18 protein-coding genes are annotated in these 23,278 nt (G+C 71.0%); 5 read left to right on the top strand and 13 right to left on the bottom strand.

The window, feature by feature from the left end; all coding sequences use genetic code 11:
• Position 1 precedes the first annotated feature (1 nt).
• From DTA15_RS28090 to DTA15_RS28100, 3 genes are read right to left on the bottom strand one after another with little or no spacing between them, the layout of a single operon-like run.
• The gene (locus DTA15_RS28090) at positions 2–463 is read right to left on the bottom strand and encodes a DoxX family protein (protein WP_006482676.1); all 462 of its coding nucleotides are present in this window, start codon (positions 461–463) and stop codon (positions 2–4) included.
• 1 nt (position 464) lies between these two features.
• The gene (locus DTA15_RS28095; RefSeq protein WP_006482680.1) at positions 465–2,354 is read right to left on the bottom strand and encodes an amidohydrolase; all 1,890 of its coding nucleotides are present in this window, start codon (positions 2,352–2,354) and stop codon (positions 465–467) included.
• An 18-nt stretch (positions 2,355–2,372) separates the two neighbouring features.
• On the bottom strand, positions 2,373–2,540 hold the full coding sequence (locus tag DTA15_RS28100) for a DUF1427 family protein (protein WP_006493101.1): 168 nt from the start codon (positions 2,538–2,540) through the stop codon (positions 2,373–2,375).
• Positions 2,541–2,638: 98 nt separating this feature from the next.
• Between DTA15_RS28100 and DTA15_RS28105 the strand changes: the two genes are divergently transcribed.
• Positions 2,639–3,562 carry a LysR family transcriptional regulator gene (locus DTA15_RS28105; RefSeq protein ID WP_006482668.1) on the top strand — a complete coding sequence of 308 codons (924 nt, stop codon included), beginning with the start codon at positions 2,639–2,641 and terminating at the stop codon, positions 3,560–3,562.
• 63 nt (positions 3,563–3,625) lie between these two features.
• Here the strand turns inward: DTA15_RS28105 and DTA15_RS28110 are convergent, their stop codons facing one another.
• Complete coding sequence (locus tag DTA15_RS28110) at positions 3,626–4,312, bottom strand: hydrolase (protein ID WP_006482670.1); 687 nt, start codon at positions 4,310–4,312, stop codon at positions 3,626–3,628.
• A gap of 274 nt (positions 4,313–4,586) precedes the next feature.
• Here DTA15_RS28110 and DTA15_RS28115 point away from each other — a divergent pair, with 274 nt between their 5' ends.
• Genes DTA15_RS28115 through DTA15_RS28130 form a run of 4 tightly spaced genes read left to right on the top strand, consistent with a single transcriptional unit; the run spans position 4,587 to position 7,807 of the window.
• On the top strand, positions 4,587–4,847 hold the full coding sequence (locus DTA15_RS28115) for a XapX domain-containing protein (RefSeq protein ID WP_006482681.1): 261 nt from the start codon (positions 4,587–4,589) through the stop codon (positions 4,845–4,847).
• A gap of 25 nt (positions 4,848–4,872) precedes the next feature.
• Positions 4,873–6,453 carry a cation:proton antiporter gene (locus DTA15_RS28120; protein WP_006482678.1) on the top strand — a complete coding sequence of 527 codons (1,581 nt, stop codon included), beginning with the start codon at positions 4,873–4,875 and terminating at the stop codon, positions 6,451–6,453.
• A gap of 44 nt (positions 6,454–6,497) precedes the next feature.
• Positions 6,498–6,890, top strand: a complete 393-nt coding sequence (locus DTA15_RS28125; RefSeq protein WP_006482674.1) for an OsmC family protein — start codon at positions 6,498–6,500, stop codon at positions 6,888–6,890.
• Positions 6,891–6,922: 32 nt separating this feature from the next.
• Positions 6,923–7,807, top strand: coding sequence for a pirin family protein (locus DTA15_RS28130; protein ID WP_006482682.1), 885 nt, complete (start codon positions 6,923–6,925; stop codon positions 7,805–7,807).
• A 55-nt stretch (positions 7,808–7,862) separates the two neighbouring features.
• Here DTA15_RS28130 and DTA15_RS28135 read toward each other — a convergent pair whose 3' ends face one another.
• Genes DTA15_RS28135 through bcsB form a run of 9 tightly spaced genes read right to left on the bottom strand, consistent with a single transcriptional unit; the run spans position 7,863 to position 22,618 of the window.
• A complete protein-coding gene (locus DTA15_RS28135) occupies positions 7,863–8,060 on the bottom strand; it encodes a hypothetical protein (protein ID WP_006482672.1) in 198 nt (65 codons plus the stop codon).
• Positions 8,042–9,598, bottom strand: coding sequence for a cellulose biosynthesis protein BcsG (gene bcsG / locus DTA15_RS28140; RefSeq protein WP_006482675.1), 1,557 nt, complete (start codon positions 9,596–9,598; stop codon positions 8,042–8,044). Before bcsG ends, DTA15_RS28135 begins: the two co-directional genes overlap by 19 nt.
• Before the next feature lie 27 nt (positions 9,599–9,625).
• A complete protein-coding gene (gene bcsA, locus DTA15_RS28145; protein WP_006482677.1) occupies positions 9,626–12,163 on the bottom strand; it encodes a UDP-forming cellulose synthase catalytic subunit in 2,538 nt (845 codons plus the stop codon).
• The gene (gene bcsQ, locus DTA15_RS28150; protein WP_012492531.1) at positions 12,160–12,939 is read right to left on the bottom strand and encodes a cellulose biosynthesis protein BcsQ; all 780 of its coding nucleotides are present in this window, start codon (positions 12,937–12,939) and stop codon (positions 12,160–12,162) included. Before bcsQ ends, bcsA begins: the two co-directional genes overlap by 4 nt.
• A complete protein-coding gene (locus DTA15_RS28155) occupies positions 12,936–13,169 on the bottom strand; it encodes a hypothetical protein (protein WP_012492530.1) in 234 nt (77 codons plus the stop codon). The genes bcsQ and DTA15_RS28155 overlap by 4 nt, the downstream gene beginning before the upstream one ends.
• Entirely contained in the window at positions 13,166–15,145 is a 1,980-nt protein-coding gene (gene bcsE, locus DTA15_RS28160; RefSeq protein ID WP_006499000.1) for a cellulose biosynthesis protein BcsE, read from the bottom strand. The genes DTA15_RS28155 and bcsE overlap by 4 nt, the downstream gene beginning before the upstream one ends.
• A gap of 16 nt (positions 15,146–15,161) precedes the next feature.
• The gene (locus DTA15_RS28165; protein ID WP_020979845.1) at positions 15,162–19,067 is read right to left on the bottom strand and encodes a cellulose synthase subunit BcsC-related outer membrane protein; all 3,906 of its coding nucleotides are present in this window, start codon (positions 19,065–19,067) and stop codon (positions 15,162–15,164) included.
• A complete protein-coding gene (bcsZ, locus tag DTA15_RS28170; protein ID WP_034195702.1) occupies positions 19,052–20,281 on the bottom strand; it encodes a cellulose synthase complex periplasmic endoglucanase BcsZ in 1,230 nt (409 codons plus the stop codon). Before bcsZ ends, DTA15_RS28165 begins: the two co-directional genes overlap by 16 nt.
• Positions 20,282–20,284: 3 nt before the next feature.
• Positions 20,285–22,618, bottom strand: coding sequence for a cellulose biosynthesis cyclic di-GMP-binding regulatory protein BcsB (gene bcsB, locus DTA15_RS28175; protein ID WP_012492527.1), 2,334 nt, complete (start codon positions 22,616–22,618; stop codon positions 20,285–20,287).
• Between the last annotated feature and the right edge of the window lie 660 nt (positions 22,619–23,278).

Genomic DNA, 23,278 nt, shown 5'->3' on the forward strand with positions numbered 1-23,278 from the left:
GTCATCGATTGGAGCGGCCATCATCGGCCGCGTGCGGTGCATCGGCGAGCCGGGTCGCGAGCACGAGTGCCGCGATCAGCCCGAGATGCTCGAAAAAGCTGTTGAGCGCCATGAAGTGCTCGGCGCCCGTCCGGTTCCAGAAATCGTTGGCCACGGCCATCGCGACCAGCGTCAGCATGCCGAGGCTGCCGGCGCCGAGCCACGTGAAGCGGTTGAACACCACGCACAGCGAGCCGGCGATCTCGACCGCGATCGCCAGCGCCGCCCACAGCGCAGCCGGCTGCAGGCCGAAATGCGCCTGCTCCGCCACCGCGCCGTGAAAATCCAGCGCCTTCGCGACGCCGCCGATCAGATACGCGGACACCAGCGCGAGCCGCGCGAGCGGCAGCACCCCCGGCTGCGCGAGCAGCGCGCGGACCCACGCCGGATTGCCGGCGCCGCCGCGGTGGGTCGGGGCCGCCATGTCAGACCGCCCAGCACGAACAGCCGAACGCACCCCAGAAGCCCTTCGCGTCGGACGTCGGCAACGCGTTTGCCCATGCGTCCGCGTGCGCATGCTGGTGAACGTTGCATTCGTTCGCGCAGCCGCACATCGCGGCGGCGGCCGCGCGTTGCAACGGTGCGCCGTTGCGCTGCGTCGCGCCCCAGCCGCCATAGCCCCCGAACTCGCGAACGGGCGACCAGTCCGGCATCGCCGGCGGGATCGGCGCGTCGTGCGACGCGAACGGCCCCGCGCCCCATACGATCTTCCCGTCGACCACCGTCAGCAACGCGGTCGTGCCGGCGATATCGTCCTCCGCGCACGCGAAGAAATCGCGGTCCGGGACGATCAGGTCGGCCAGTTGCCCGACCGCGATGCGCCCTTTCTTGCCCTCCTCGTTCGAGAACCACGTCACGTACTCGGTCCACATCCGCAGCGCGGTTTCGCGATCGAGCAGGTTGCGCTGCGGATACATTCTGAGGCCACCGACCGTCTTGCCCGTCACGAGCCATGCAAGCGACACCCACGGGTTGTACGACGCGACGCGTGTCGCGTCCGTGCCGGCCGACACCTTGAGCCCCTTGGCGAGCATCTTCGCGACAGGCGGCGTCGCCTCCGCGGCTTGCGCGCCGTAGCGCTCGACGAAGTATTCGCCCTGGTACGCCATCCGGTGCTGCACCGCGATACCGCCGCCGAGCGCGGCGATCCGGTCCATCGATTGCTCGGTGATCGTTTCTGCGTGATCGAAGAACCAGTTCAGCCCTTCGAGCGGGATGTCTTCGTTGACCTTCTCGAACACGTCGAGCGCGCGGCTGATCGTTTCGTCATAGGTCGCGTGCATGCGCCACGGCCAACGGTTTTCCGCCAGCACGCGCACGACACCTTCGAGGTCATCCTCCATCTGCGCGGGCAGATCCGGCCGCGCCACGCGGAAGTCTTCGAAGTCGGCCGCGGAAAACGCCAGCATCTCGCCCGCGCCGTTATTGCGGAAGTAGTCGGTGCCGTCGTGGTACTTGACGCTCTTCGTCCAGTTCACGAAGTCTTCCTTCTCCGCGTTCGGCTTCTGCGTGAACAGGTTGTACGCGATCCGGATCGTCATCTCGCCCGTGTCGTGCAGCTTGCGGATCACTTCGTAATCGTCGGGATAATTCTGCGACCCGCCGCCCGCGTCGATCACACCCGTCACGCCCAACCGGTTCAGCTCGCGCATGAAGTGGCGCGTCGAGTTGTACTGATACTCGAACGGCAGCTTCGGGCCTTTCGCGAGTGTCGCGTAGAGGATCGTCGCGTTCGGGTTCGCGAGCAGCAGGCCGGTGGGGTTGCCCGCGTCGTCGCGCAGGATCGTGCCGCCCGGCGGCTCCGGCGTGTCCTTCGTGTAGCCGACCACCCGCAGCGCGGCCGCGTTCAGCAGCGCGCGGTCGTACAGGTGCAGGATGAACACCGGCGTGTCGGGTGCGACTGCATTGAGTTCGGCGATCGTCGGCAGCCGCTTCTCGGCGAACTGGTGCTCGGTGAAGCCGCCGACCACACGCACCCACTGCGGCGCGGGCGTGATCGCGACCTGGCGCTTGAGCATCTCCATCGCGACCGCGAGCGACCGCACGCCGTCCCAGCGCAGCTCCAGGTTGTAATTCAGGCCACCGCGAATCACGTGCGTATGGTTGTCGATCAGGCCCGGCAGCACGGTGCGGCCGTCGAGGTCGACGACCTTCGTCGCACGGCCCGCGAGCGGCACGATCTCCGCATTGCCGCCGACCGCGACGAAGCGGCCGTCCTTGATCGCGACGGCGGTCGCGACCGGGTTCGCACGATCGAGCGTCGTGATGCGCCCGTTGTGCAGGATCAGATCGGGTTGGGTATCGGTTGCGCTCATGAAATGTCCTCGATGCGGTCAGAAGCCGAGCCAGTGACGAACCGGCGCGATGGCCTGCGCGCCGGCCAGCATGCCGGCGAGGCCCACCAGCGCGATCAGCGGCGGTGCCGGCGAGCGCACCCTGATCACGCTGTACACGACGCCGATCAGCGCGCCGGCGCCCAATGAAATTAGATAAGATTCCATAACGTTTTTTCTCCCGGCCGGATTAGAATCACCGGCATCGCGAGGCCGCCTGCGCGGCGCATCGCATCCGTTTCGCTTCCCTGCCATTCACGCCGACCATGCAACACCTTCCTGATCTCGAAGCCTGGGCCATCTTTGCGCGCGTCGCGGAGACCGGCTCGTTCGCGAAAGCCGCCGACCTGCTCGGCGTATCGCAACCCACCGTGTCGAAGGCGATCGCGCGCCTCGAAAAACGCCTCGGCGCGATGCTGCTGTACCGCACGTCGCGCAAGCTGTCGCTCACGCCGACCGGCGAACTGCTGCGCGACCGCGCGATCCGCCTGCTCGCCGATGCGGAGCTGATCGAGAACGAAGCGTCCGCGCAGGCGCTCGAGCCGCACGGCCTCGTGCGCGTGAATGCGCCGATGTCGTTCGGGCTGCGCCATCTGTCGCCGGTGCTGCCGGCGTTTCTCGAACGCTATCCGCGCGTCGACATCGATCTCGTGCTCACCGATCACATCGTCGACATCGTGTCGGGCGGCTTCGACGTCGCGATCCGCATCGCCGAGCTGAACGATTCGACGCTGCGTTCGCGCCGCCTCTGCGCGGTGCGCCGGCCGCTCGTCGCATCGCCCGCGTATCTCGACCGGCGCGGCCGCCCCACGCATCCGCGCGACATCGAACAGCACGTGTGCCTCACGTACACCAACTTGCCGACCCCCGAGCACTGGCGCTTCCGCCATCCGGCGTCGGGCGACGAAGTCGGCGTGTCCGTCCACGGGCGCATCCGCACCAACAACGCGGACGTGATCCTCCCCGCGCTCGTCGGCGGTCACGGCCTGGCGCTGCAGCCCGAGTTCCTCGTGTGGGACGCGATGCAGCGCGGCGAGCTCGAGGAAGTGATGAGCGACTGGAAGATCGCGGACATCAACGTGAACCTCGTCACGCCGCCCGGCATGCTGCGCGCCGCGCGCGTGACGGTGCTGCTCGACTTCCTCGCGGAACGCTTCGCGCACGCGCCGTGGGCGCTGCCCGCCGCCTGAACGCGTGATGAGCGGTGGCAGGCGCTCGCCGCCTCCGGCGCGGCCAGCGCGGCCGCCGGCCCGTTACTTCGCGGGCACGGCCGGAATCGACTCGTGCGGCGTCGCGGTGCGCTGCGGCGCCTTGTGGACCATCGTGTACGCGTAGTCGACGCCCATCCCGTATGCGCCCGAGTGCTCCTTCGCGATCGCCATCACGGCGTCGTACGTGTCGCGGCGCGCCCAGTCGCGCTGCCACTCGAGCAGGACCTGCTGCCACGTGACCGGCACCACGCCGGCCTGCACCATGCGCTGCATCGCGAAATCGTGCGCGGCCTGCGACGTGCCGCCCGACGCGTCGGCGACCATGTAGATCTCGTAGTCGCCCTCGAGCATCGCGCACAGCGCGAACGTCGTATTGCAGACCTCGGTCCACAGCCCCGACACGATCACCTTCTTGCGACCGTTCGCGGCGAGCGCGTCGCGCACCTTCTGGTCGTCCCACGAATTCATCGACGTCCGTTCGAGCGTCTTCTGGTTCGGGAACACGTCGAGCAGCTCGGGATAGGTGTGGCCCGAGAAGCTGTCGCTTTCGACCGTCGTGATCGTGGTCGGGATGTCGAAGACCTTCGCGGCCTTCGCGAGCCCGACGACGTTGTTCTTCAGCGTCTGGCGATCGATCGACTGCACGCCGAACGCCATCTGCGGCTGCTGGTCGATGAAGATCAGCTGGCTGTTGTGCGGCGTCAGTACTTCAAGCTTCGGGTTGCTCATGGCGAATGGGGTCCTGTGAACGGAAAAAGGGGGCCTGCCTCGACCGTGAAAACGGGAGGAGCCTGGTGTGCGTCGACGCCGGATCGTCATCCGGGCCGAAATATTTAAGCCGCAAACGCACGGCGCGAACACCCAAGAAATGGAATCGATCCGATTCCTGAACGAATGCCCGTTCGGGGCTGCCCGCCCTTTTTTTCTTCACGCAAACCCGCTACGCTTTCAAGTTCTTGACGGCATGCACCGCGCCGCCCGTCGGCCCTCACGGAAGCTCACCATGAAACCGTATTTCCTGTCGCTGATCGCCGGCCTCCTCGCGGGCGTCATCTACGGCGCACTCGGCGTGAATTCGCCGGCGCCGCCGCTCATCGCGCTCACCGGCCTGCTCGGCATGCTGGCCGGCGAACAGATCCTGCCCGTCGCGCGCCGGATGTTGTCCGGCCATCGGCTGAACACCGCATGGCGCGACGCACAGTGCAGCCAGCACATGTTCGGCGCGCTGCCGGGCGGCGCCGCGAACGACCGCAAGCCTTCGTGATCCACCCCATCGCCGCCGGCCGCGCATGACCAACGTCGAGCTGTTCCATTACCTGCTGCTGTTGATCTGCGGCGCGGGCGCCCTCACCTGGCTCGCCGAGCGGATTTCGATTCCGCCGGCCGTCGTGCTGCTGCTCGGCGGCTGCGTGGTCGCCGTCGCGGGCAAGCGCGTGCCCGACATGGACCCGGCGCTGCTGCTCGCGGCCGTGCTGCCGCCGCTGTTGATGTCGAGCGGGTTCTACACCGCGTGGAAGGAATTCCGGCAGGAACTCGCGTCGATCGCGTCGCTCGCGCTCGGCGCCGTGGCGTTCACGACCGTCGCGGTCGCGCTCGCCGTGCATGCGGCGAATCCCGCGCTGCCGTGGGCCGCGTGCTTCACGCTCGGCGCGATCGTGTCGCCGCCCGACGCGGTCGCCGCGAAGGCAATCCTGCAACGCCACCCGCTGCCCGCGCGGCTCGTCGCGGTGCTCGAAGGCGAAAGTCTCGTCAACGATGCGTCGGGCCTGCTGCTGTACCAGATGGCCGTGTCGGCCGCGCTCGCCGTGTCGATCACGGCGGCCAGCGCCACCGGCCTGTTCTTCTCGCTCACGCTGATCGGCATCGCGGTCGGCCTCGCGTGCGGCCACGCGATGTGCTGGGTGCTGCCGCGCCTGCGCGATCCGATGCTCGGCATCGTCGTGACGTTCGCGATGGCATGGGGCAGCTACGGGATCGCGGAAGCCGTCGACGGCTCGGGCGTGCTGTCGGTCGTCACCTGCGGGCTCGTGCTCGGCGTGCGCCAGCATCGGGTGTTCAACGCCGACATGCGGATCAAGGCGAAGGCGACGTGGGAGGCGATCGTGTTCGTGCTCGACGCGCTCGTGTTCATCCTGATCGGCCTCGCGCTGCATGCGATCCTCGCACGCGTGAACCACGAAGGCGCGGTGCTGATGGCCGGCCTGCGGGTCGCGCTGCCGGCGACGGCCGCCGCGATCGGTGCGCGCGTCGTGTGGGTGTTCGTCGCGATGTGGCTGCCGGGCCGCCTGCGTGCGCGGCGCGCGGGCCACACGCCGTGGTCGTGGCGCGAAGCCGTCGTGCTCGGCTGGTCGGGCATGCGCGGCGTCGTGAGCCTCGCGGCCGCGATCGCGCTGCCGGCCAACTTCCCCGGCCGCGACCTGATCCTGTTCAGTACCTTTCTGCTGATCATCGCGACGCTCGTCGTGCAGGGCGGCACGCTCGCGCCGCTCATTCGCGTGCTGAAGCTGCGCCCGGCCGCGCGCCACACGATGTCCGAACATGCGGTGCGCGCGCACACGTTCGGCGCGGCGCTCGCCGAACTCGATACGCTCGGGCAGCACGGCTCGGCGCTCGAGCAGCCGTCGCTCGATCGCCTGCTCGCCGAATACCGCAACCGCGTCACGTTCAACGAACGCGCGCACCGGCAAGGCGCCGAACCGGCCGGCGTGCGCGCCCGCATGCTGCGCGTCGAACTCGAGCTCGTCGGCATATCGCGCCGCGCGCTGCTCGACCTGCATCGCGACGGCAAGGTCGACGACGCGGTACTGCACCGCATAGAATCGGAACTCGATTTCGAGGAGCTGCGGCTGCAGCGCCTGCTCGAACCGTAACGTCCGGCCTGCCCGGCCCGTCCCCTTTCCCACCTGGAACCGCAATGAGCGAACTGTCCGTCGAAGCGAGCATCGGCTCGGTCGATTACCTCGTCCACTTCACCGACGGCGTCCATCAGTGGCGCGCCGACGAACCCGCGTCGCTCGGCGGCGGCGATGCGGCGCCGACGCCCGTCGCGCTGCTGCTGTCAAGCCTCGGCGCCTGCACCGCGATCACGCTGAAGATGTATGCGCAACGAAAAGGCTGGCCGCTCGCCGAAGTGCACGTGAAGCTCGCGCACGAATCGGGCAGCGCAGGCAGCACGATCGTGCGCCGCATCACGCTCGACGGCGACCTGACCGACGAGCAGCGCGAACGCCTGCTGCAGATCGCGAACGCGTGCCCGGTCCACAAGATCCTCACGCATCCGATCACGATCGACACGGCGATCGCCTGATCGCTGCCCGCCACCGTCACGAGATTCCCGTCATGTCCGCCTCGATCAAGACCCTGCTCACGCCGCGCGAAAGCGACATCGGCAACCTCGTCGTGCGCCGCGTGCTGCCCGCGCTCGCCGCGCGCCTCGTCGGCCCGTTCATCTTCTTCGACGAAATGGGGCCCGCGATGCTGCCGGCCGGCCGCGGCATCGACGTGCTGCCGCATCCGCACATCGGGCTCGCGACCGTCACCTACCTGTTCGACGGCTCGCTGATGCATCACGACAGCCTCGGCTTCCGGCAGAAGATCGTGCCGGGCGACGTGAACTGGATGACGGCCGGCCGCGGCATCGTGCATTCGGAGCGCTCGCCCGACGAGGATCGGCCGCGCGAGCAGCCGGTACACGGCATCCAGACCTGGGTCGCGCTGCCGGTCGAGCATGAAGACACCGCGCCCGCGTTCGTCCACCACGCGGCCGACACGCTGCCGTCGTTCACGCGCGACGGCGCGACCGTGCGCGTGATCGCGGGCACCGCGTTCGGACTCGCGTCGCCGGTCGCCGTGTTCTCGCCCACGCTTTATGCGGTTGCGGAATTCGCGTCGGGCGGGCAGCTCGCGCTCGATGCGGAGCACGACGAACGCGGCGTATATCTCGTCGACGGCGACCTCACCGTCGACGGCACGCCGCTCGCCCCGGCGACGATGGCCGTGCTCGAACCGGGCGCGACCGTCGCGCTCGCGAGCGCGCACGGCGCACGCGCGATGCTGCTCGGCGGCGCCCACCTGCCGGGCGAGCGGTTCATCGAATGGAATTTCGTGTCGAGCGAACGCGCGAAGATCGACGCGGCGCGTGCCGCATGGGCCGATCAGACGTTCGGCAAGGTGCCGGGCGAAGAAGGCGAATGGACGCGCCAGCCGGAACGCCGAACGCAGTAAGCGGCGCGCCCCGACCCGCCGACGACGGCCGGCCGCCACGCCGGCCGTCGTGCGTTTACCGCTTCAGTCCCATCAGCTTCGCGAGCGTCGGCCAGCGATCGAGCGACGCATCGAACGCGCGGCGCGCCTGTTCGTCGACATAGCGTTCGGGATCGAGCGCGGGCAGATGCCGCGCGAGGCCGATCACGTCGTTCGGTTGCGACAGGCGCTCGTCGTCGCCTTCGCCGGCGATCGTTACTGTTCGTCGATCCATACGCCATCCGGAGTTTTCACCGCGTAACCCGCGGCCGTCTGCATCGTCACCGTGCCCTCGTTCTCGCCGATCATCCGCGTGCGCGGCAAATCGGCCGCGTATTGCGCGAGCGTCGCGCCCGGCTTGAACGGGCTGTTCGACACGAGGTTCGACAGCAACTGCGCGAGCGCGAGGAAGCTGGTCGGCTGCTCGATCACGGTCGTCGCGCCGTGGTTGCCGGCGAAGCCGACGAGCCGCACGCCGACCGGCCCGTGCACGATGCGCGGCGTCGGAATCTCGCGCAGGCCCGCGACCTGGTTCTTGTCGCCGCGCAACGCGGCGCCGTGCTCGGGCACGAACACGATCACCGCGCGGCGGCCCGATTGCGCGATCAGGTCGGCGAGACGATCGAAATCGGTCATCATTTTCGTCGCGCGCTGCGGATACGAGTCGATGCTCGTCAGCGCGCTGCCGACGACGCGGTTGCCGTCGTGCAGGCTGATCGTGTTGTAGTACAGCGCGACCGGCCCCGGCACCGCCGCACGCTGCGCGTACCAGTTCGCGAGCGTCGCATAGTCGTCCTTGATCGCCGAGCCGTCGAACGCGTGCATCGCGACGGGCGCGGCTGCGTTCGAGATCATCGGCGCATCGGGCACGCCGATGTTGTCGTGGATCACCTGCAGGAAGTTGTCGAAATGGCCGTCGTGGTTCAGCAGCGACTGCACGGTGTAGCCCGCGCCCGCCAGTTGCGAGAACAAATGGCACTGCTGCGGTGCGGGCTTGTACAGGTCCGCATGCGCTTCCTGCCCGCAGCTCGCGCGCAGCACGCGGATCGCCGCCGGGCCGCTGTAGCTCGCGGCCGTGCTGAAGTTCGTGAACAGGTAGTCGAAGTGGCTCAGCATCGGGTGGTTGCGCACCTTCGCCGCATCGAGGTCGTCCCAAGACAGCGAGCAGATGTGCAACACGATCACGTCGAACTGCGCGGCCGGATCGCTGCCGAGATGGCCGAACGCGACCTGCCGCTGCGACTCCTGCGCGCGGAACGTCGCGAGCGCCGCGTTGTGGTCCTCGGGCTGGTCGACGCGCGTGGCGCCCGCCACGTTCGCCTGCGGCTGGGCCGGCGCGACGACGCGCGCCATCAGCCCGCTGCCGGCCTGCCACAGCGGCATCACGATCAGCGCGGCCAGCACGAACGTCGCGACGCGCAGCCAGCGATTGACGATGAAATAGACGATCAGCACGCCGACGATCGTCAGCGCCAGCACCGGCGGCAACAGACGCGGCAGCAGTTCCATCCAGTAGTCGAGGCGGAACGTGCTGACTTCGCGCGCAGCCTCCGCGAGACGGGCGAGCGGCGGCGCATGCAGCTCGCGCGCGAGCAGCGGCACCGCAATCGCGATCGCCACGACCTGCCGGACGATGCGCCACGCACGCGCGCGCAGCGGCGCGCTCGCCGCCAGCGCCACCGCGAATGCGAGGTTCGCGAGCCAGAACGGCTGCAGGTGCCCGGTCGCGAACAGCGCGAACTTCAGGATGAAATACAGATTCCAGAACGTCATCTAACCCACTCCATGATGCGCGCCGCGTCAGTCGCGCGCGCGATCGAGTTTCGGCGCGAGCATCGTCTGCACGCCGCGCGCCGCACCCTTCCACATTCGTACGTAACCGTCCAGCCCGATCCGCAGCACTTCCTTGAGCCCGCCGAGCGGCGTGTCGGGCCGCGCGCCTTCATGCCAGTCGAGCCACGCATCCGCGCGGCCGAACGTGCATTGCACGAGCTGGCGTTCCTGTTCGAGCGTCAGTTCGTCGAAACTCACGCCGACATGGGTCGACGTCACGCGCGTCACGCGCACCGGGAACGGGAACGCGCGGTCGCCGCGCGTCACGCACACCGTCAGCGTGTCGCCGACGGCGAGCGGCAGCCCGGGCACCGCTTCGAGCCCGAGACCGCCGGTCGAGTAGTCGCTCGTGAAGCACGCGGCGGTCGAGCCGTCGGCGAGCAGCAGCATCGCCGGCACGCGCATCGCGATCCGGTGCGTGACGCGCACCTGCCTGGTCTCGCGCGCGACGGCCAGCGCCGCGCCGAGCATCGCGAGGTTGTACACGGTCCAGCCGAGCGTGATCAGGATCGTCGACGCCTCGTCACCCTGGTCGGCCACGAGCCGCCACAGGCCGGCGGCGATCGCGAGCACGTTCAGCGCGAACAGCACGAGATACGGCTTCGACGTCGACCAGTCGACGTAGCCTTCGTCGATCTTGCCGCCCTTGTCGGTCACGTTGAACTTGCCGTGCTTCGGGCTGAAGAACGCGACGGTGGTCGGCAGCGCGATGTACCACGCGAGCACCGATTCGTAGACCTCGGCCCAGAACGAATGCCGGTAGCGGCCCTGCATCCGCGAGTTCGCGATGTTCGCAAGCACGAGATACGGGATCACGTAGCTCGCGAGCGCCAGCGACGACGCGTTGATGAAGTACAGGTGGAAGAACAGGTACGCGAGCGGGATCGTCAGGAACACCAGCCGCGGAATCCCGTAGAAGAAATGCAGCATCGCGTTGCCGTAGCAGATCCGCTGGATCAGGCCGAGCCCGCGCCCGAGGAACGGGTTGTCGATGCGGAAGATCTGCGCCATCCCGCGCGCCCAGCGCGTGCGCTGCTTCACGTGGCCCGCGAGGCTTTCGGTCGCGAGGCCGGCCGCCTGCACGGTCGGCAGGTACGCCGACGTATAGCCGCGCCGGTGCAGCTTGAGCGCCGTATGCGCATCCTCGGTCACGGTCTCGACCGCGACGCCGCCGACCTCCTCCAGCGCGCTGCGCTTGAGCACCGCGCATGAGCCGCAGAAGAACGTCGCGTTCCACAGGTCGTTGCCGGACTGCACGAGGCCGTAGAACAGGTTGCCCTCGTTCGGGATCTCGCGGAACGTGCCGAGGTTGCGCTCGAACGGATCGGGCGAGAAGAAATGGTGCGGCGTCTGCACCAGCGCGCACTTCGGGTCGCGCAGGAACACGCCCATCGTCGTCTGCAGGAACGAGCGCGTCGGCACGTGATCGCAGTCGAAGATCGCGATGTACTCGCCGTGCGTCTTCGGCAGTGCGCGGTTGATGTTGCCGGCCTTCGCGTGAAGGTTGTCGTCGCGCGTCAGGTAATCGATGCCGGCCTCGGCCGCGAATGCCGCGAATTCCGGACGGCGGCCGTCATCGAGCAGGTATACGCGCAGTTTCGCGCTCGGCCAGTCGATGCTCTGCGCGGCGAACACGGTCGGCTTCACGACCGACAGCGGCTCGTTGTAGGTCGGGATATAGACGTCGACGGTCGGCCAGTTGTCCGGATCGTCGGGCAGCGGCACGATCGGCCGGTCGAGCGGCCACGCGGTCTGCACGAAGCCGAGCAGCAGGATCATCCACGTATAGGCTTCGGCGCCATACAGCAGGTAACCGGCGACGGCTTCGACCGGGCTGCGGAAGTCGAGCGTCTGGGTCGTGCGCCACCACACGTAGCGCACCGCCGCGAGCAGCGCGAGCGACGCGAGCGCAAGGGTCGGCAAATGGCCCGGCAGGCGGCGCAGCGCGAGCGCGAGCACCGCGACGATCGCGAAGAACGCGAACTGCGCGCCGGGCATCAGCGGCGACATCCCGGCCGCGGCCCACAGCACGGCGCCGGCCACCAGCAGCAGCGGCGCGAGCCAGCGGCGCCGGCCGACGCCGTTCGCGCGCGCATCGAGCCAGCCGCCCCAGCGCGCCCACGGCAGACGCTCGAGCATCGCGTTGATGCGCCTGCCGAGCGCGCGCCCGGCCACGTAGACGGGCACCACGAACGTGTCGAACCACGCGAGCGGATCGCGCGCGGGACGGCCGTCGGCCACGCGCGGCGCGCGCACGATCGCGCGCCACAGCCATTCGCGCACGCTGAGCGGCTGCAGCACGCCCCAGTCGTGCGCGAGCCGCAGGAACGCGACACGCACCCAGCGGCGTACGTGATCGGGCCGGCCAGGCGGCGGCGCGTGGAAAAACAGCCGCACGAGCCAGTCCACCCGCGTGCGTTCCGACGGCAGCCCGATGCCGCGCGCGCACCAGTCGGCCACGCGCCGGCCGAACGCACGCAGTTGCGCGCCGAACACGGCGTTCATCGCCCCGCTCCGGTACGGCCCGCGACGGTCGCCGCGAGCCACGTGTCGACCCAGTTCGCGACGCCGTTCAGGTCGTGCGACGCCTGCGAATACGGCGCGTCGTCGAAGATCCAGCTGCCGCGCGCGAGCGCCTCGGGCACGGCCGCGTCGACGTGGATGCGCTGCTCGAGCATCGACGCCGGCCCCGCGACCGCACGCAGCATCGCCAGCGCGTCGCGCTGCATGTCGCGCGCCGGGTTCAGCCGGTTCACGACGATCTGCAGTTCGCCGCGGCCGGCCCGCAACGCGCCGAGCCGCGCGGCCGTCGTCGCGCACGCGACCGGCTCCGGCGGCACGACGACGAGCGTCAGGTCCGCGCAACGGATCGCCTGCGCGGCCTGCGGCGACGGATAGCGGGCGGTGTCGACCAGCACGACGCCATCGGCCGGCAGCGCGATCTCGTCGAGCGCGCGCGGCAGCCACGCCGGATCGGCCACGAGCCGCGCATCGCACGCGGCGGCCTCCGCCGCATCGACTTGCCCGTACGGCACGAACAGCACGCCGTCTGCGTTGCGCCACGTGTGCGCGTGCCACGGTTCGGCGCCGCCCAGCAGGCTGTGCGCGAGACCGTGTTCGGCCAGCGTATCGAGGCCGAGCGTCGCGCCCATCAGGTTCTGTGCATCGAATTCGACGGCGACGACCGGCCGGCCGCGGCGCGCGAGCAGTACCGCGAGCGCGGCGGCGAGCGTCGTGCGGCCCGCGCCGCCCGTCGTCGAGGTGAGGGCGATCGTTTTCATCGTGGCGCCTTGCTGTCGCGCTCGTTGAGTTCGCCGCCTTCGTTGCCGGCGCCCGGCAGCAGGCGGCCGCGCAGCGCGACCGGCACGAGTGCGCACGGCACCGCGTCGCGGCGGTCGATGCCGCGCGGCGCGTGGAAGCCGCGGCCGACGCCGAGGTGCTGCGCGACGATCCATACCGGCACCGCGATCACGATACCGACGATGAAGCCGATGACGAGTTCGGCGATCATGCGTCCTCCTGCTTGCGCAGCGGCATCGCGCTGCGGACGGCGCCGCGCGCACGCGCGGCGGGAATGACGGGGTCCGGCGTCGACGCGACGCCGGCCTCGACGGCGGCGGGCGTGGCCTGCTGCGGCACGCCCATCGCGTCGAGCGCGACGAGGGTATCGATCGCGTCGATCGCGGCGCTCACCTCGCTCGCGTCGGGCAACGCCGCACCGGGCTCGGCGGGCGCGGTCGATGCGCGCGCGGCGCCCGCCGGCTGCGGCGCCGCGAACAGGTCGCTGTAGTCGGCGATCGGCGCGCGCCGGTTCGCGGCCTTCAGCGTCTCGAGCTCGGTATCGATGCTGCCCTGCCCGAGGCACACGACGCGGTCGGACAGCGTATCGACCGGCACGTCGAAAATCCGCGCGAGCGCATCGTCGGCGTCGACCGGCTCGCACGCGAACAGGAACACGAACAGGTGCGCCGCATCGGCCGTCACGACGTCGCCCGCGCGACGCGGCCGGCAGTGCCGCAACGCATCGACGTGCGACACGCCCGGCAACAGCGTGAGCTTCGCGAGCGTATGCGGCAGCGCGAGCACCGCGCCGCGATCGAGCACCGCGCGAATCCGCTGGCAGAACGCGCCGACCGGCAGATAGCCGAGCACCGAATCGCCGAGCGCGGCCGCGAGCGCCGCGCGATAGTCGGCCGCGACGGGCCGCGCGTAGAGCTGGCCGCGCAGCGCATGCACGGCGGCCTGCATCCGCGAGACGGGCAAGTCGCGCGCGACGACCCGGTTCGCGCCGACGCTCAGCACGAGCACCTCGAACTGGTGGCGCAGCACCTCGCCGCGCTCGACGACCGCGATCTTCAGCGCGCCGCCGCACTGCCGGCGCAGCGCGTGCACGTCCGCGCACAGCGCTTCGAGTTGCGCATGCGAGCGGAACACGAGTACCGCGGTCGCGGCCTGCGCGCTCGCGCACGCGGCGACGACGGCCGCATTGTCGTCGACGATCTCCCAGCCGTCCGGCACGCGGCTCGCGCCGTCGACCACCGCGCGGCTGACCACCACGCGATCCTCGTCACTCGCGAGCTTCATCCGGCGCGCCGGTTCGGTCGCGCCGCCATCGACGCTCGCCGACAGCCGGCCGCCCGGCGCGAAGCGCAGCGGCCGCACCTCGCCGGCCGCGAGCGTGTCGCCCGCGCGCCAGAAATCGACGATCCACAGCAGCTCGCCATGCGTGCGCTGCAACTGCGCGACGCCCGAGCAGATGCCGTGAAAGCCGCTGCGCGGCGTGCGATCGGCATCGCGCACGAGCGGCGCATCGTCGGCGCGCGCGTCGCCGCCCGCGCGGGTCGCTTCGGGGTCGAGCAGCAGCACGAGCGCGATCCGGCGCGTGCGGCACCAGTCGGCCAGCGCGTGCGCTTCGTCCGCGAGCGCGACCGGATCGTCCCAGCTGAACCAGCGCTGGGCGCCTTCGACGAAATACAGCGAACGGGCATGCAGCCCGTAGCGCTTCATCGCGCGCAAGCCGCCGGTCAGCCGCGCGAACGGGCCCGGTGCCGCGCGACGCGGCGTGCCGCCGGCCGCACCGGCATCCACACCGTCGTCGGCCGGCCCGGCCGCCGGCGGCATCGCCAATACGTTCAGGTTGCGCGGCCAGCCGGCCGGCTGCGCGCCGCCCGCGAAGCCGAGCGAGGCCATCTGCGCGGCGACGCGCGCCGGATCGCGCGCCAGCACGACCGTGACGTCGCGCGTGCGCGCCTGGCGCGCGCTTTCCCACACGAGCGCATCGCAGCCCGGCGTGCCGGCGGCCGCGTAGATCGCATACAGGCCGCCGGCTTCCAGTTGCGTCCAGGTATCGGGCAGGCCGTCGATCGCGAGCCGGCTCAACGCGCCGGCGCGGCCGCCCGCCGGCCCCATGCGCAACGACGCGCGCAGGCGATCGACCAGGCTGGTGGCGCCGGGCGCGAGGCGGGTGGCATCGAATTCCGTAGTCACGGCGTTCCCCTAGTCCCTAGTAATCCGAATAAAGCCGCACCGGCGTCGGCGTGACGAGCCAGCTGCGCGGCGCGCGCGCATCGAACGCATAGCGCAAATACACGAGCGCCGAGCTCGGCGCATAGTCGTGCGACCGGTCGATGTGCAACTGCGCGCCGACGCTCAGGTGCGGGTTCACGCGATACTCGACGATGCCGTTCACGCCGTAAGAAAACGACACGCCGCGCGTCGAGCTGCCCGCATAGACGAACCCGGCCGCCACCTGCGCGGCGCGCTGGTCCGAGAACGTCGGGTAATACAGCGAATCCTTTTCGTAGCTGTTCGAGATCCCGCCGGTAACGGTCAGGTCCCACGACAGCGCATCGCGCCGCCCCGCCCATTCGATCGGCACGCCGAGCGACAGGTAGCGTTGCGGGCTGTAGTAGCCGCCCTGCCCGTACGTGTAGTAACGCAGGTTCTGCGCGTAGTGCCACGCATTGCCGACGAGCCCCGTGCTGAGCTTCATCGTCGCGCGCTCGTACACGGGCACCGTGAAGCCGGTGCGCAGCGTGACTTCCGCGTTGCGTTCGACGTTGCGGCCGGACAGCACGCCCGCGCCGAGCTCCGCGAACAGGTTCGTGCGGCCGACGTCGACCGACGCACGCAGGTTCACGCCGTCGCGGCGCACGCCGCCCCACACCGCGCCGGTCCACGGGTCGCGCATCCCCGCGTACGACAGCACGCTGCTCGTTTCCGGCCTTCGCGACGCATTCACCGAGAAGATCGCGGGGCCCGCGTCGAAGCGATAGCGCACGCCGCCGACCAGGTAGTGCACGGGGAAGCCGAGCGGCGACGTGCCGAGATCGACGCGCCACGCGTCCGACAGATAGCCGGCGCCGAGCGCGACGCCCGTCGTCGACTGGTGCAGCGAACCCGGCGGATTCGCGAGCAGCGCGGCGGCCGGCTGATTCAGCTGGAATGGCGGCGGCAACCCGTTTTGCGCGCGGAGCGCCGCGTAGGTGCCGAACGTCTTCAGCGAATAGGCGTCCGGGTTGCTCGTGTCGAGCGTGCCCGGGTCGAGATGCACGGTGTCGATCTGCGCGAACACGTGCCCGTCGTAACGGACCGGCATCTGCATATAGATCGGCACCTGCTGCGCGCGATACGACGAGATGCCTTCGTCGCCCGATTTGTACGCGGGTATCCAGCCGGTCTCGATCTCGGGATTGCGCCGCTGCTGCAGATCCGCGAACGCGGCCTGCGCGGGCGTCAACCCGTCGCGGCCCGGGCTCACGCCCGTCGCGCGTTCCTGCGACTGCGACAGCCGGTACAGCGACGCCGCGTCGTCATAGCGCCCCTGCGCCTCGGCCACGCGTCCGGCGGCGACCGTCACGTCGGCGCGCGCCGGATACGCGGCCTGCAGCCGGTCGGTGACCTGCGCGGCTTCGTCCGGGCGGCGCAGCGCGTTCAGGCGGCGCACGGCCGACAGTTGCGTGTCAACGTCGTCGTCCGGCGTGCGCGCCAGCACGGCCTGCACGCGCGCGCGTGCGGCGGCACGGTTGCCGCTGTCCTCGTCGCTCCGGGCGAGCGCGAGCTGCACATCGGCATCGTCGGGCGTGCGCGCCACGACCGGCGCGAGCGCATCGCGCGCGGCATCGTAATGGCCCTGCGCGCGTTCGAGATCGGCGAGTTCGAGCGCGTAACGCTTGTCCGCCCGGCCGGCCGGGCTCGCGCGGTCGAGCAGCGTGCGCGCCTGTGCGTAGTCCTGTCGCGCGATCGCGTCGTCGGTCTGCCGCAGCACGAGCCGCAGCGACTGATCCTCGAGCCGCGCGGTCTGCGCGGGCGTCAGCGACGAGTCGCGGCGCAGCGTGTCGAGCCACGCGGCGAGCGCGTCGTCGCGCCCCGCGCGGCCGAGCAGGTCGCCGTAGCGCAGCCGCACGTCCGCGTCGGCTTCGCGCGGATGCGCGGCGATCCAGTCGCGCAGCGGCGCGAGGCCGCGCTCGGGTTCGCCCGCGTCGATCCACTGCGCGCCGATCGCGGCGAGCATGTCGGGATCGTCCGGTGCGCTCGCCTGCGCGTGCGCGAGCGTGGCGGCGAATGCCGCGCGGTCGCCGCGTGCGTGCGCGCTGCGTGCGTCGGCCAGCGCGCTTTCGGCATCGAGCTTGCGCGCCAGTGCGCGCATCCCGTCCGAACGGTGCGCGTCGTCGACCGGCGCCAACACGGCTTGAGCGCCCGCGACATCGTCGAGCGAGTTGCGGTACAGCGCGTTCGCGTAGCGCATCTCGGGCGTATCGCGCTGCGCGAGCCCGTCGTCCATCACCGTGCGGCCGAGCTGCGGCAGCCCCATGTCGCGATAGAGGCGCGCGAGCGCGAAGCGCGTCCACGGCGCGTCGGGCGCCGCGCGCACGGCCGCCTCGTAGCGCTGCGCGGCCGGCCCGCGTGCGCCCTTGTCGGCCAGCGCGCGCGCCTCGTTCGCGAGCAGGTCGCTGCGCAGGCCGTCGAGCGCGCGGCGGTCGTCGGCGCCCGTCACGCGCCCTTGCAGCGCGTCGAGCAACGGGCCGATCCGGTCCGCGCGGCCGGTGTTTTCGTACAGCGTGGCCGTGTCGCGCACGGCCGACAGGCTCGGCGAACGCGCGGCCAGCAAGCCGCGCAGCAACGGCTCCGCCTGCGCCCAGTCGCGCTGCGCGAGCAGCGCATCGGCGAGCTGCAACTTCGCGTCCGGGTTGTCCGGCTGCATCGCGAGCGCCGCCCGCGCGGCGCGCTCGGCCTCCTTCGGGCGCCCCGCACTGGCCGCTTCACGGCCTTGGGCGAGCAACCCCCAGAACTGCGCGGTACGCGCGAGGCTTTGCCATTTGCCGCGCTGGTCGGTCGCACGCGTCGCGGCCCGCGCGAATAGCACGCGCGCTTCGTCGTGCCGCCCCTCGCGCAGCCGCAGCAGGCCGAGCCCGCCCAGCGCGTCGGCGTCGTCCGCCCGCGCCCGCGCGGCGCGCGCGAGCAGCGGATCGGCGGCGGCCAGGTCGCCGCGCGCGAGTGCCTGCAGCCCGCGCTGTTGCGCGATGTAGTCGGGATCGCGTTCGAGCCGACGCCGCGCGTCGCGCTGCCGATCGAGGCCGGCGGCGCGGTCGCGGAATTCGGTGTCGTCCGGCGCGAGCGCGAGATACGCGTGCAGCGCGTCGAGATACGCGGGATCGCTGCCCGCCGATTGCAGCACGCGCCGCCACAGCGCCATCGCTTCCGTGTGGTCCGCGTCGGTGCGCTGCGCGAGCGACGCGGCGATCCGGTTCGCTTCCGCGCGCGTGTCGTCGCGCTGGTTCAACAGCCGCGCGAGCGCGACCGATGCGCTCGTGTCGCCCGGATCGGCCGCGATCGCGCGGCGCAGCGCGGCGATCGCCGGCTCACGCCCGCCCGGCGCATTGGACACGATCTGGTAATACTCGGCGCCGAGCGCGCCCGCTGGTGCGCCGTTCGGAAACAGCGCGACGATCCGTCGTGCCGCCTCGTCGGCACGGCCGCTGCGCGCGAGCAGCCGGATCTGCGCCATCTCGCCGCGCCCGCTCGTCGCGACGCGGTATTCGTCGGCCACCCGCCGCGTGGCCGGCACATTCGGCGACTGCGCCTGCAGCCGCGCCAGCGACGCCTGCGCGCCTTTCGCATCGCCCAACCGCAGCAGCACGCGCACCTGTTCGGCCAGCAGCTCGGGATCCCCCGGCGCAATCAGCAGGCCCTTGCGCAGCGCATCGCGCGCGAGATCGTCGCGATGCTTGATGCCCCACATCCGCGCGGTGTCGAGCTCGCGCCGCGCATCGGCGGCGGCCGAGGTCGACGGTGTCGCCGAAGTCGCGGAGTTCGCGATCGCCGGGCCCGACGCCGCCGCGCACACCGACGACGCGAGCCATGCGAATCCCGCGACGTGCGGCGCGGCGCACTTCAGCGGGCGGCGCACGAACGGTCTCCCCAGCGGGTGTCGAGCGTGCCGTCCGCCCCGAACCGGTAGCGGCCGTCGCGCCAACCGAGGCCGAACAGCGTCAGCACGCTGGTGTAGTAGCCGGGCGCCGACTGGCGCGCGAGCGTATCGACGCGGGCCGCCTGTGCATCCGCGAGCGCGTGCTGGCCGCGCGCGTCGAGAAACGGCACGGCCGCCGCGGAGAAGCCGCCGTTGCCGTCGTTCGGCCCCGCGACGCCCGTCGTCGTATCGACCCGCTCGGGCGGCGCGCCGTGCGCGGCGATGGCATCGGCGAACGGCGCGAACTTCGCGAGCAGCGGCGCGGCGAGCGGATCGGCACGGTCGAGCATGCCGGCCCACAGGTACACGCGGATCGCGTTGTACGCGCTCTGCGCATGCGTGTCCGGATCGGGCCCGAAACCCTTGCCCGCGCGATACAGCGCCCAGTCCGGCGAGAACCCCTTCGGCGCGGTGTCGAGCAGCACGCGCCCGGTACTGGACGCCAGCGCGGCCCAGCGACGGTCGTCGGGCAGCCGCGCGCCGAGCGCGCGAATCACCTGCGGCGGCGAATAGCTCGGGTTCACGCGCCATTGGCCGTCGGCCAGCTTGAACCCGGTCGGCCCCGGCAGCAGCGTGAGGCCGAGGCCCGGCACGGTCGCCGTCTCGGCGTCGAGCACGCGCTTCGCGAGCAGCGCGCCGCGGGCCGTATAGCTGCGCTCGCGCCACAGCCGTCCGGCCTCGACGAGTGCATACGCGATCCACAGGTCGGCGTCCGACGCAGGGTTCGCGTCGAGCACGCGCCACGCGCCGTCGGGCGCGCGGCCCCACAGCCACGCAGGCAGGTGCGCGCTCAGGTCGCCCTGCGCGAGGTTGTTCTCGGTCCATGCGAGGATCGTGTCGAACATGCGCCGGTCGTTCGCGACCAGCGCGAAGAACAGTCCATACGCCTGCCCCTCCGATACCGTGCGCGAATCGGCCGAGCCGACGTCGATCACGCGGCCGTCGGCCGAGATGAAATCGCGCTTGAACGCGTCCCAGCGCGGCCACGCCACGCTGCATCCGGCGCCGGCCGCGTCGGCCGCGCCAGTCCCGGCGGCGTGCGCGCGCGTGGCCATGCCGGCCGCCGCGCACGTCACCGCCAGCGCCAGCGCGAACGTCGCGCCGACACGCCGCGCCGGCCGCGTTGCCCGTCGCTTCGTCATTGCCCGCGCCATCCGTTACATCCCCCGTCGACGCGCGGCGATGCGCTGCAGCACGCTGAACACGCCGAGCGCGAGCAGCAGCCCCGCGACGACGCCGACCGCGCCGAGCACGACCGGATGCCGCGCCGCCTCCGTCCACACGCGCGCATACCACGGCACGAAGCCGACCACGTAAGGCTCGCCGACCCGCAGGCTGTCGACCTGCCCCGGCCGCACCAGTGCGAGGTCGCCCTGCAGTTGCGACACGAGCCCGGCGTTCTCGAACACGTCGAGCAGATCGCCGAGGCGCGCCTGGTCGGTCGCCGTCAGCGCGACGACGCTGCGGCCGCGGCTGCCCGGCAGCTCGAAACCGGCGAGCGCCGCGAGCGGGCCCGTCTGTTCGATGTGCGCGCCGCCGTCGGCGAGGCCCACGCCGTTGCGCCAGCGCTCCTTCACCGTGAACGCGACGCGCGTCGCGCCGCCGCCGGCGCCGCCCTGCTCGCCGATCGCGAGCGGCAGCGCCGCGCGCCAGTGCGCGAGCAGCGGCGACGCCGGCGAGCCGTCGATCACGAGCAGATCCTTGTGCCCGGACAGCGCGGCGACGTCGCCGGGCCGCGCAACTTGCACGCGCAGCGCCGGGAAGCCGGTCCATTCGCCCATGTGGCCGAGCATCGTCAGGTAGGCCTCGAGCTCCTGCGGCGACGGCCGCTCGGGCAGCACGATGGCCGTCTGCGACAGGTCGGCGAAGCGCGTGAACGGGAAGCCGCTGTTCGCGAAGAACGCGAGGTTCGGCAATTGCGCGTAATGAACGAAGTGCGAGAAGTCGATCGTCGAATCCGGATCGATCGCCGCGCGCTGCGGCTCGGTGGCCGTGCTCGAACACAAGCCCGTCTTCTGCGAATCGAGCGAGAAGCGGAACTGCAGCTGGTTGCCGCTGCCGACGCGGAACGCGGGAATGTCGACGTCGCTCGTCACGCGCCCTTCCGGCACCGACAGCAGCGGCAGCTGCATGCGGCCGTGCGCGTCTTCGGCGTGGGCCGGCCCGAGCCGGTACGACTTCACGAGCTGATCGTTGATCTCGACCGCGAGCGTCGAGTTGTCCTGCACGGTCGGCGCCGTGTAGCGGTAGCGCAGCGTGATCGGCACGCCCGCGCCGTTCCACGAATGCAGATCGGCCGGCACGCGCAGGTTCAGCCGGATCGCGTCGGGCGTCGTGCCGCGCACTTCGAGCTGGCGCGGATCGTCGACGAGCTCGCGGAACGCGATCGGCCGGTTCACCGGCAGCCAGCGCGGTGCGTCGTACGGCTTGCGCGGCGCGCCCAGATCGACGTGCGCGACCGACGCCGCCGGCCCCGACAATGCCGCGCGGCCCAGCACGAGCGTCGCGACCGCGTCGTCGACCTCGGCCGCCGTGCGGCCCGTGACGACCAGCAGCTTGCGCCCCGGCGCGGCCGGGTTGTCGGCGACCGCGAGCAGCGGGCCGTTGACGGGTGGGAGCGCGAGACCGGCCGGCAGCGTCGCGGCCGTGCCGACCACGACGGCCTGGTCGTCGGCCGGCAACGCGGCCGACACCGGGAAACGCGCATGCCGGTAGTCGGCCAGCGCGCCGAACCACGACGCGAGCACGCCCGCACTGCGCAGCGTCGCCGAATCGGCCGTCGCCGGCAGCACGAACGGCAGCCGCACGCGGCCGTTGTCGCGCCGGTCGAAGAACGGTGCGGGCAGCAGCGCGAGATCATTCGGCAGGCGCACCGGCGATTCGTCGAGGATCAGCTCGCTCGTCGGGCTCACGTCGGCCCACAGCGCCGAGTTCGACGGATCCTCGCAATGGTCGAGCGTGTAGTGCGCGATCAGGCGCAGGCCGATCTGGTTGAAATCGGAGACGTAGCGCGGATCGATCGGGATCTCTTGCGTCACCGTGCGGCCCGCGCGCGCGGCGTCGAACGGGACGGTCGCGACCACCTCGCCGTTCACCGACACCTTCAGGTGCGACAGCGGAAAGACCAGCGACGGCGAATATGCGTAGGTCAGGCGCAACCGCGCGCCGGTGATCACGCGGTCGAGCCGCACGCCGGCGTTGATCGTGCGCGCGTCGTCGGCGCCGCGCAGGCGCAGCGGATCGAACGCGCCGAGCGACGCGAACGGCACATGCACGGTCGTCGCCGGCAGGCCGGCGGCCGGCGCGCTGGCCGCCGCCGGCGCGGCCACGGGCCCCGCGGCGGGCGCGACATCGGCCGCCGCCGCGTGACCGGCAGCGGCCGTCGAAGCGGCGGCCGGCACCGCCGGCATCGGCGCGGCCGACAGCGCGGCCGCATGGAAAGCGCCGGTCATCGCGGTCGCGAGGACGAACAGCGACACGGCCGGCTTCATGCACCGCTCCGCTTCGTCACGATGGTCCCGTCCTTCTGCGCGTCGAAAGCGACGCGCGCAAAGCAGCTATGCCCGTAAGTGCACATCCCCTCTGCTTCCCCTCATTCATGGCCTGATTGCATTTATCGGAACGACGCGGCGGATTCTTCAATGATCGGTTCGCCGCGCGGCGGCGCGCCTGGCACCGGCGGCCGCCCATTCGTCACACTATCTCAAAAATAGAACAGAACTTACCGTGATTCGCGACTGAGAAGCGAAAAAAATCTCAATTCGGTCGGAAATGCTGCGCAGGAAGAGTGAATGGCAAGAATTGCGCCGTTGCTGCCGGATGGCCGGAACGGCGTCGTTCCGACGCACGGCGGCCGGCCGGGGCACCGGTGGCGGCCCGTTGCAGGCCGCCCGGAACGCGCTGCCGCGAGCGGCGCGTATGCTACCGCAAGCGCGCGTCGCGCGACGTATTTTCTTCGTGAAAAACTGACCTGGATCAATTCGTCGACGCCGCCATCCGCCACCGGGGCGGGCAGCGGCGCGACGCAGGTCGAAATCGCGAAATCCGAGGCCGGCCCCTGCGAGCACGCTGGCGCGGGGCCGGTTGCCGTCGATCGCGCGCTCCGGCTGCGCCCGCCCCCGGCCTCCGCGATGACGCGCATGCGCGACGCA

This window comes from Burkholderia cenocepacia (assembly GCF_900446215.1).
Taxonomy (GTDB): domain Bacteria; phylum Pseudomonadota; class Gammaproteobacteria; order Burkholderiales; family Burkholderiaceae; genus Burkholderia; species Burkholderia cenocepacia.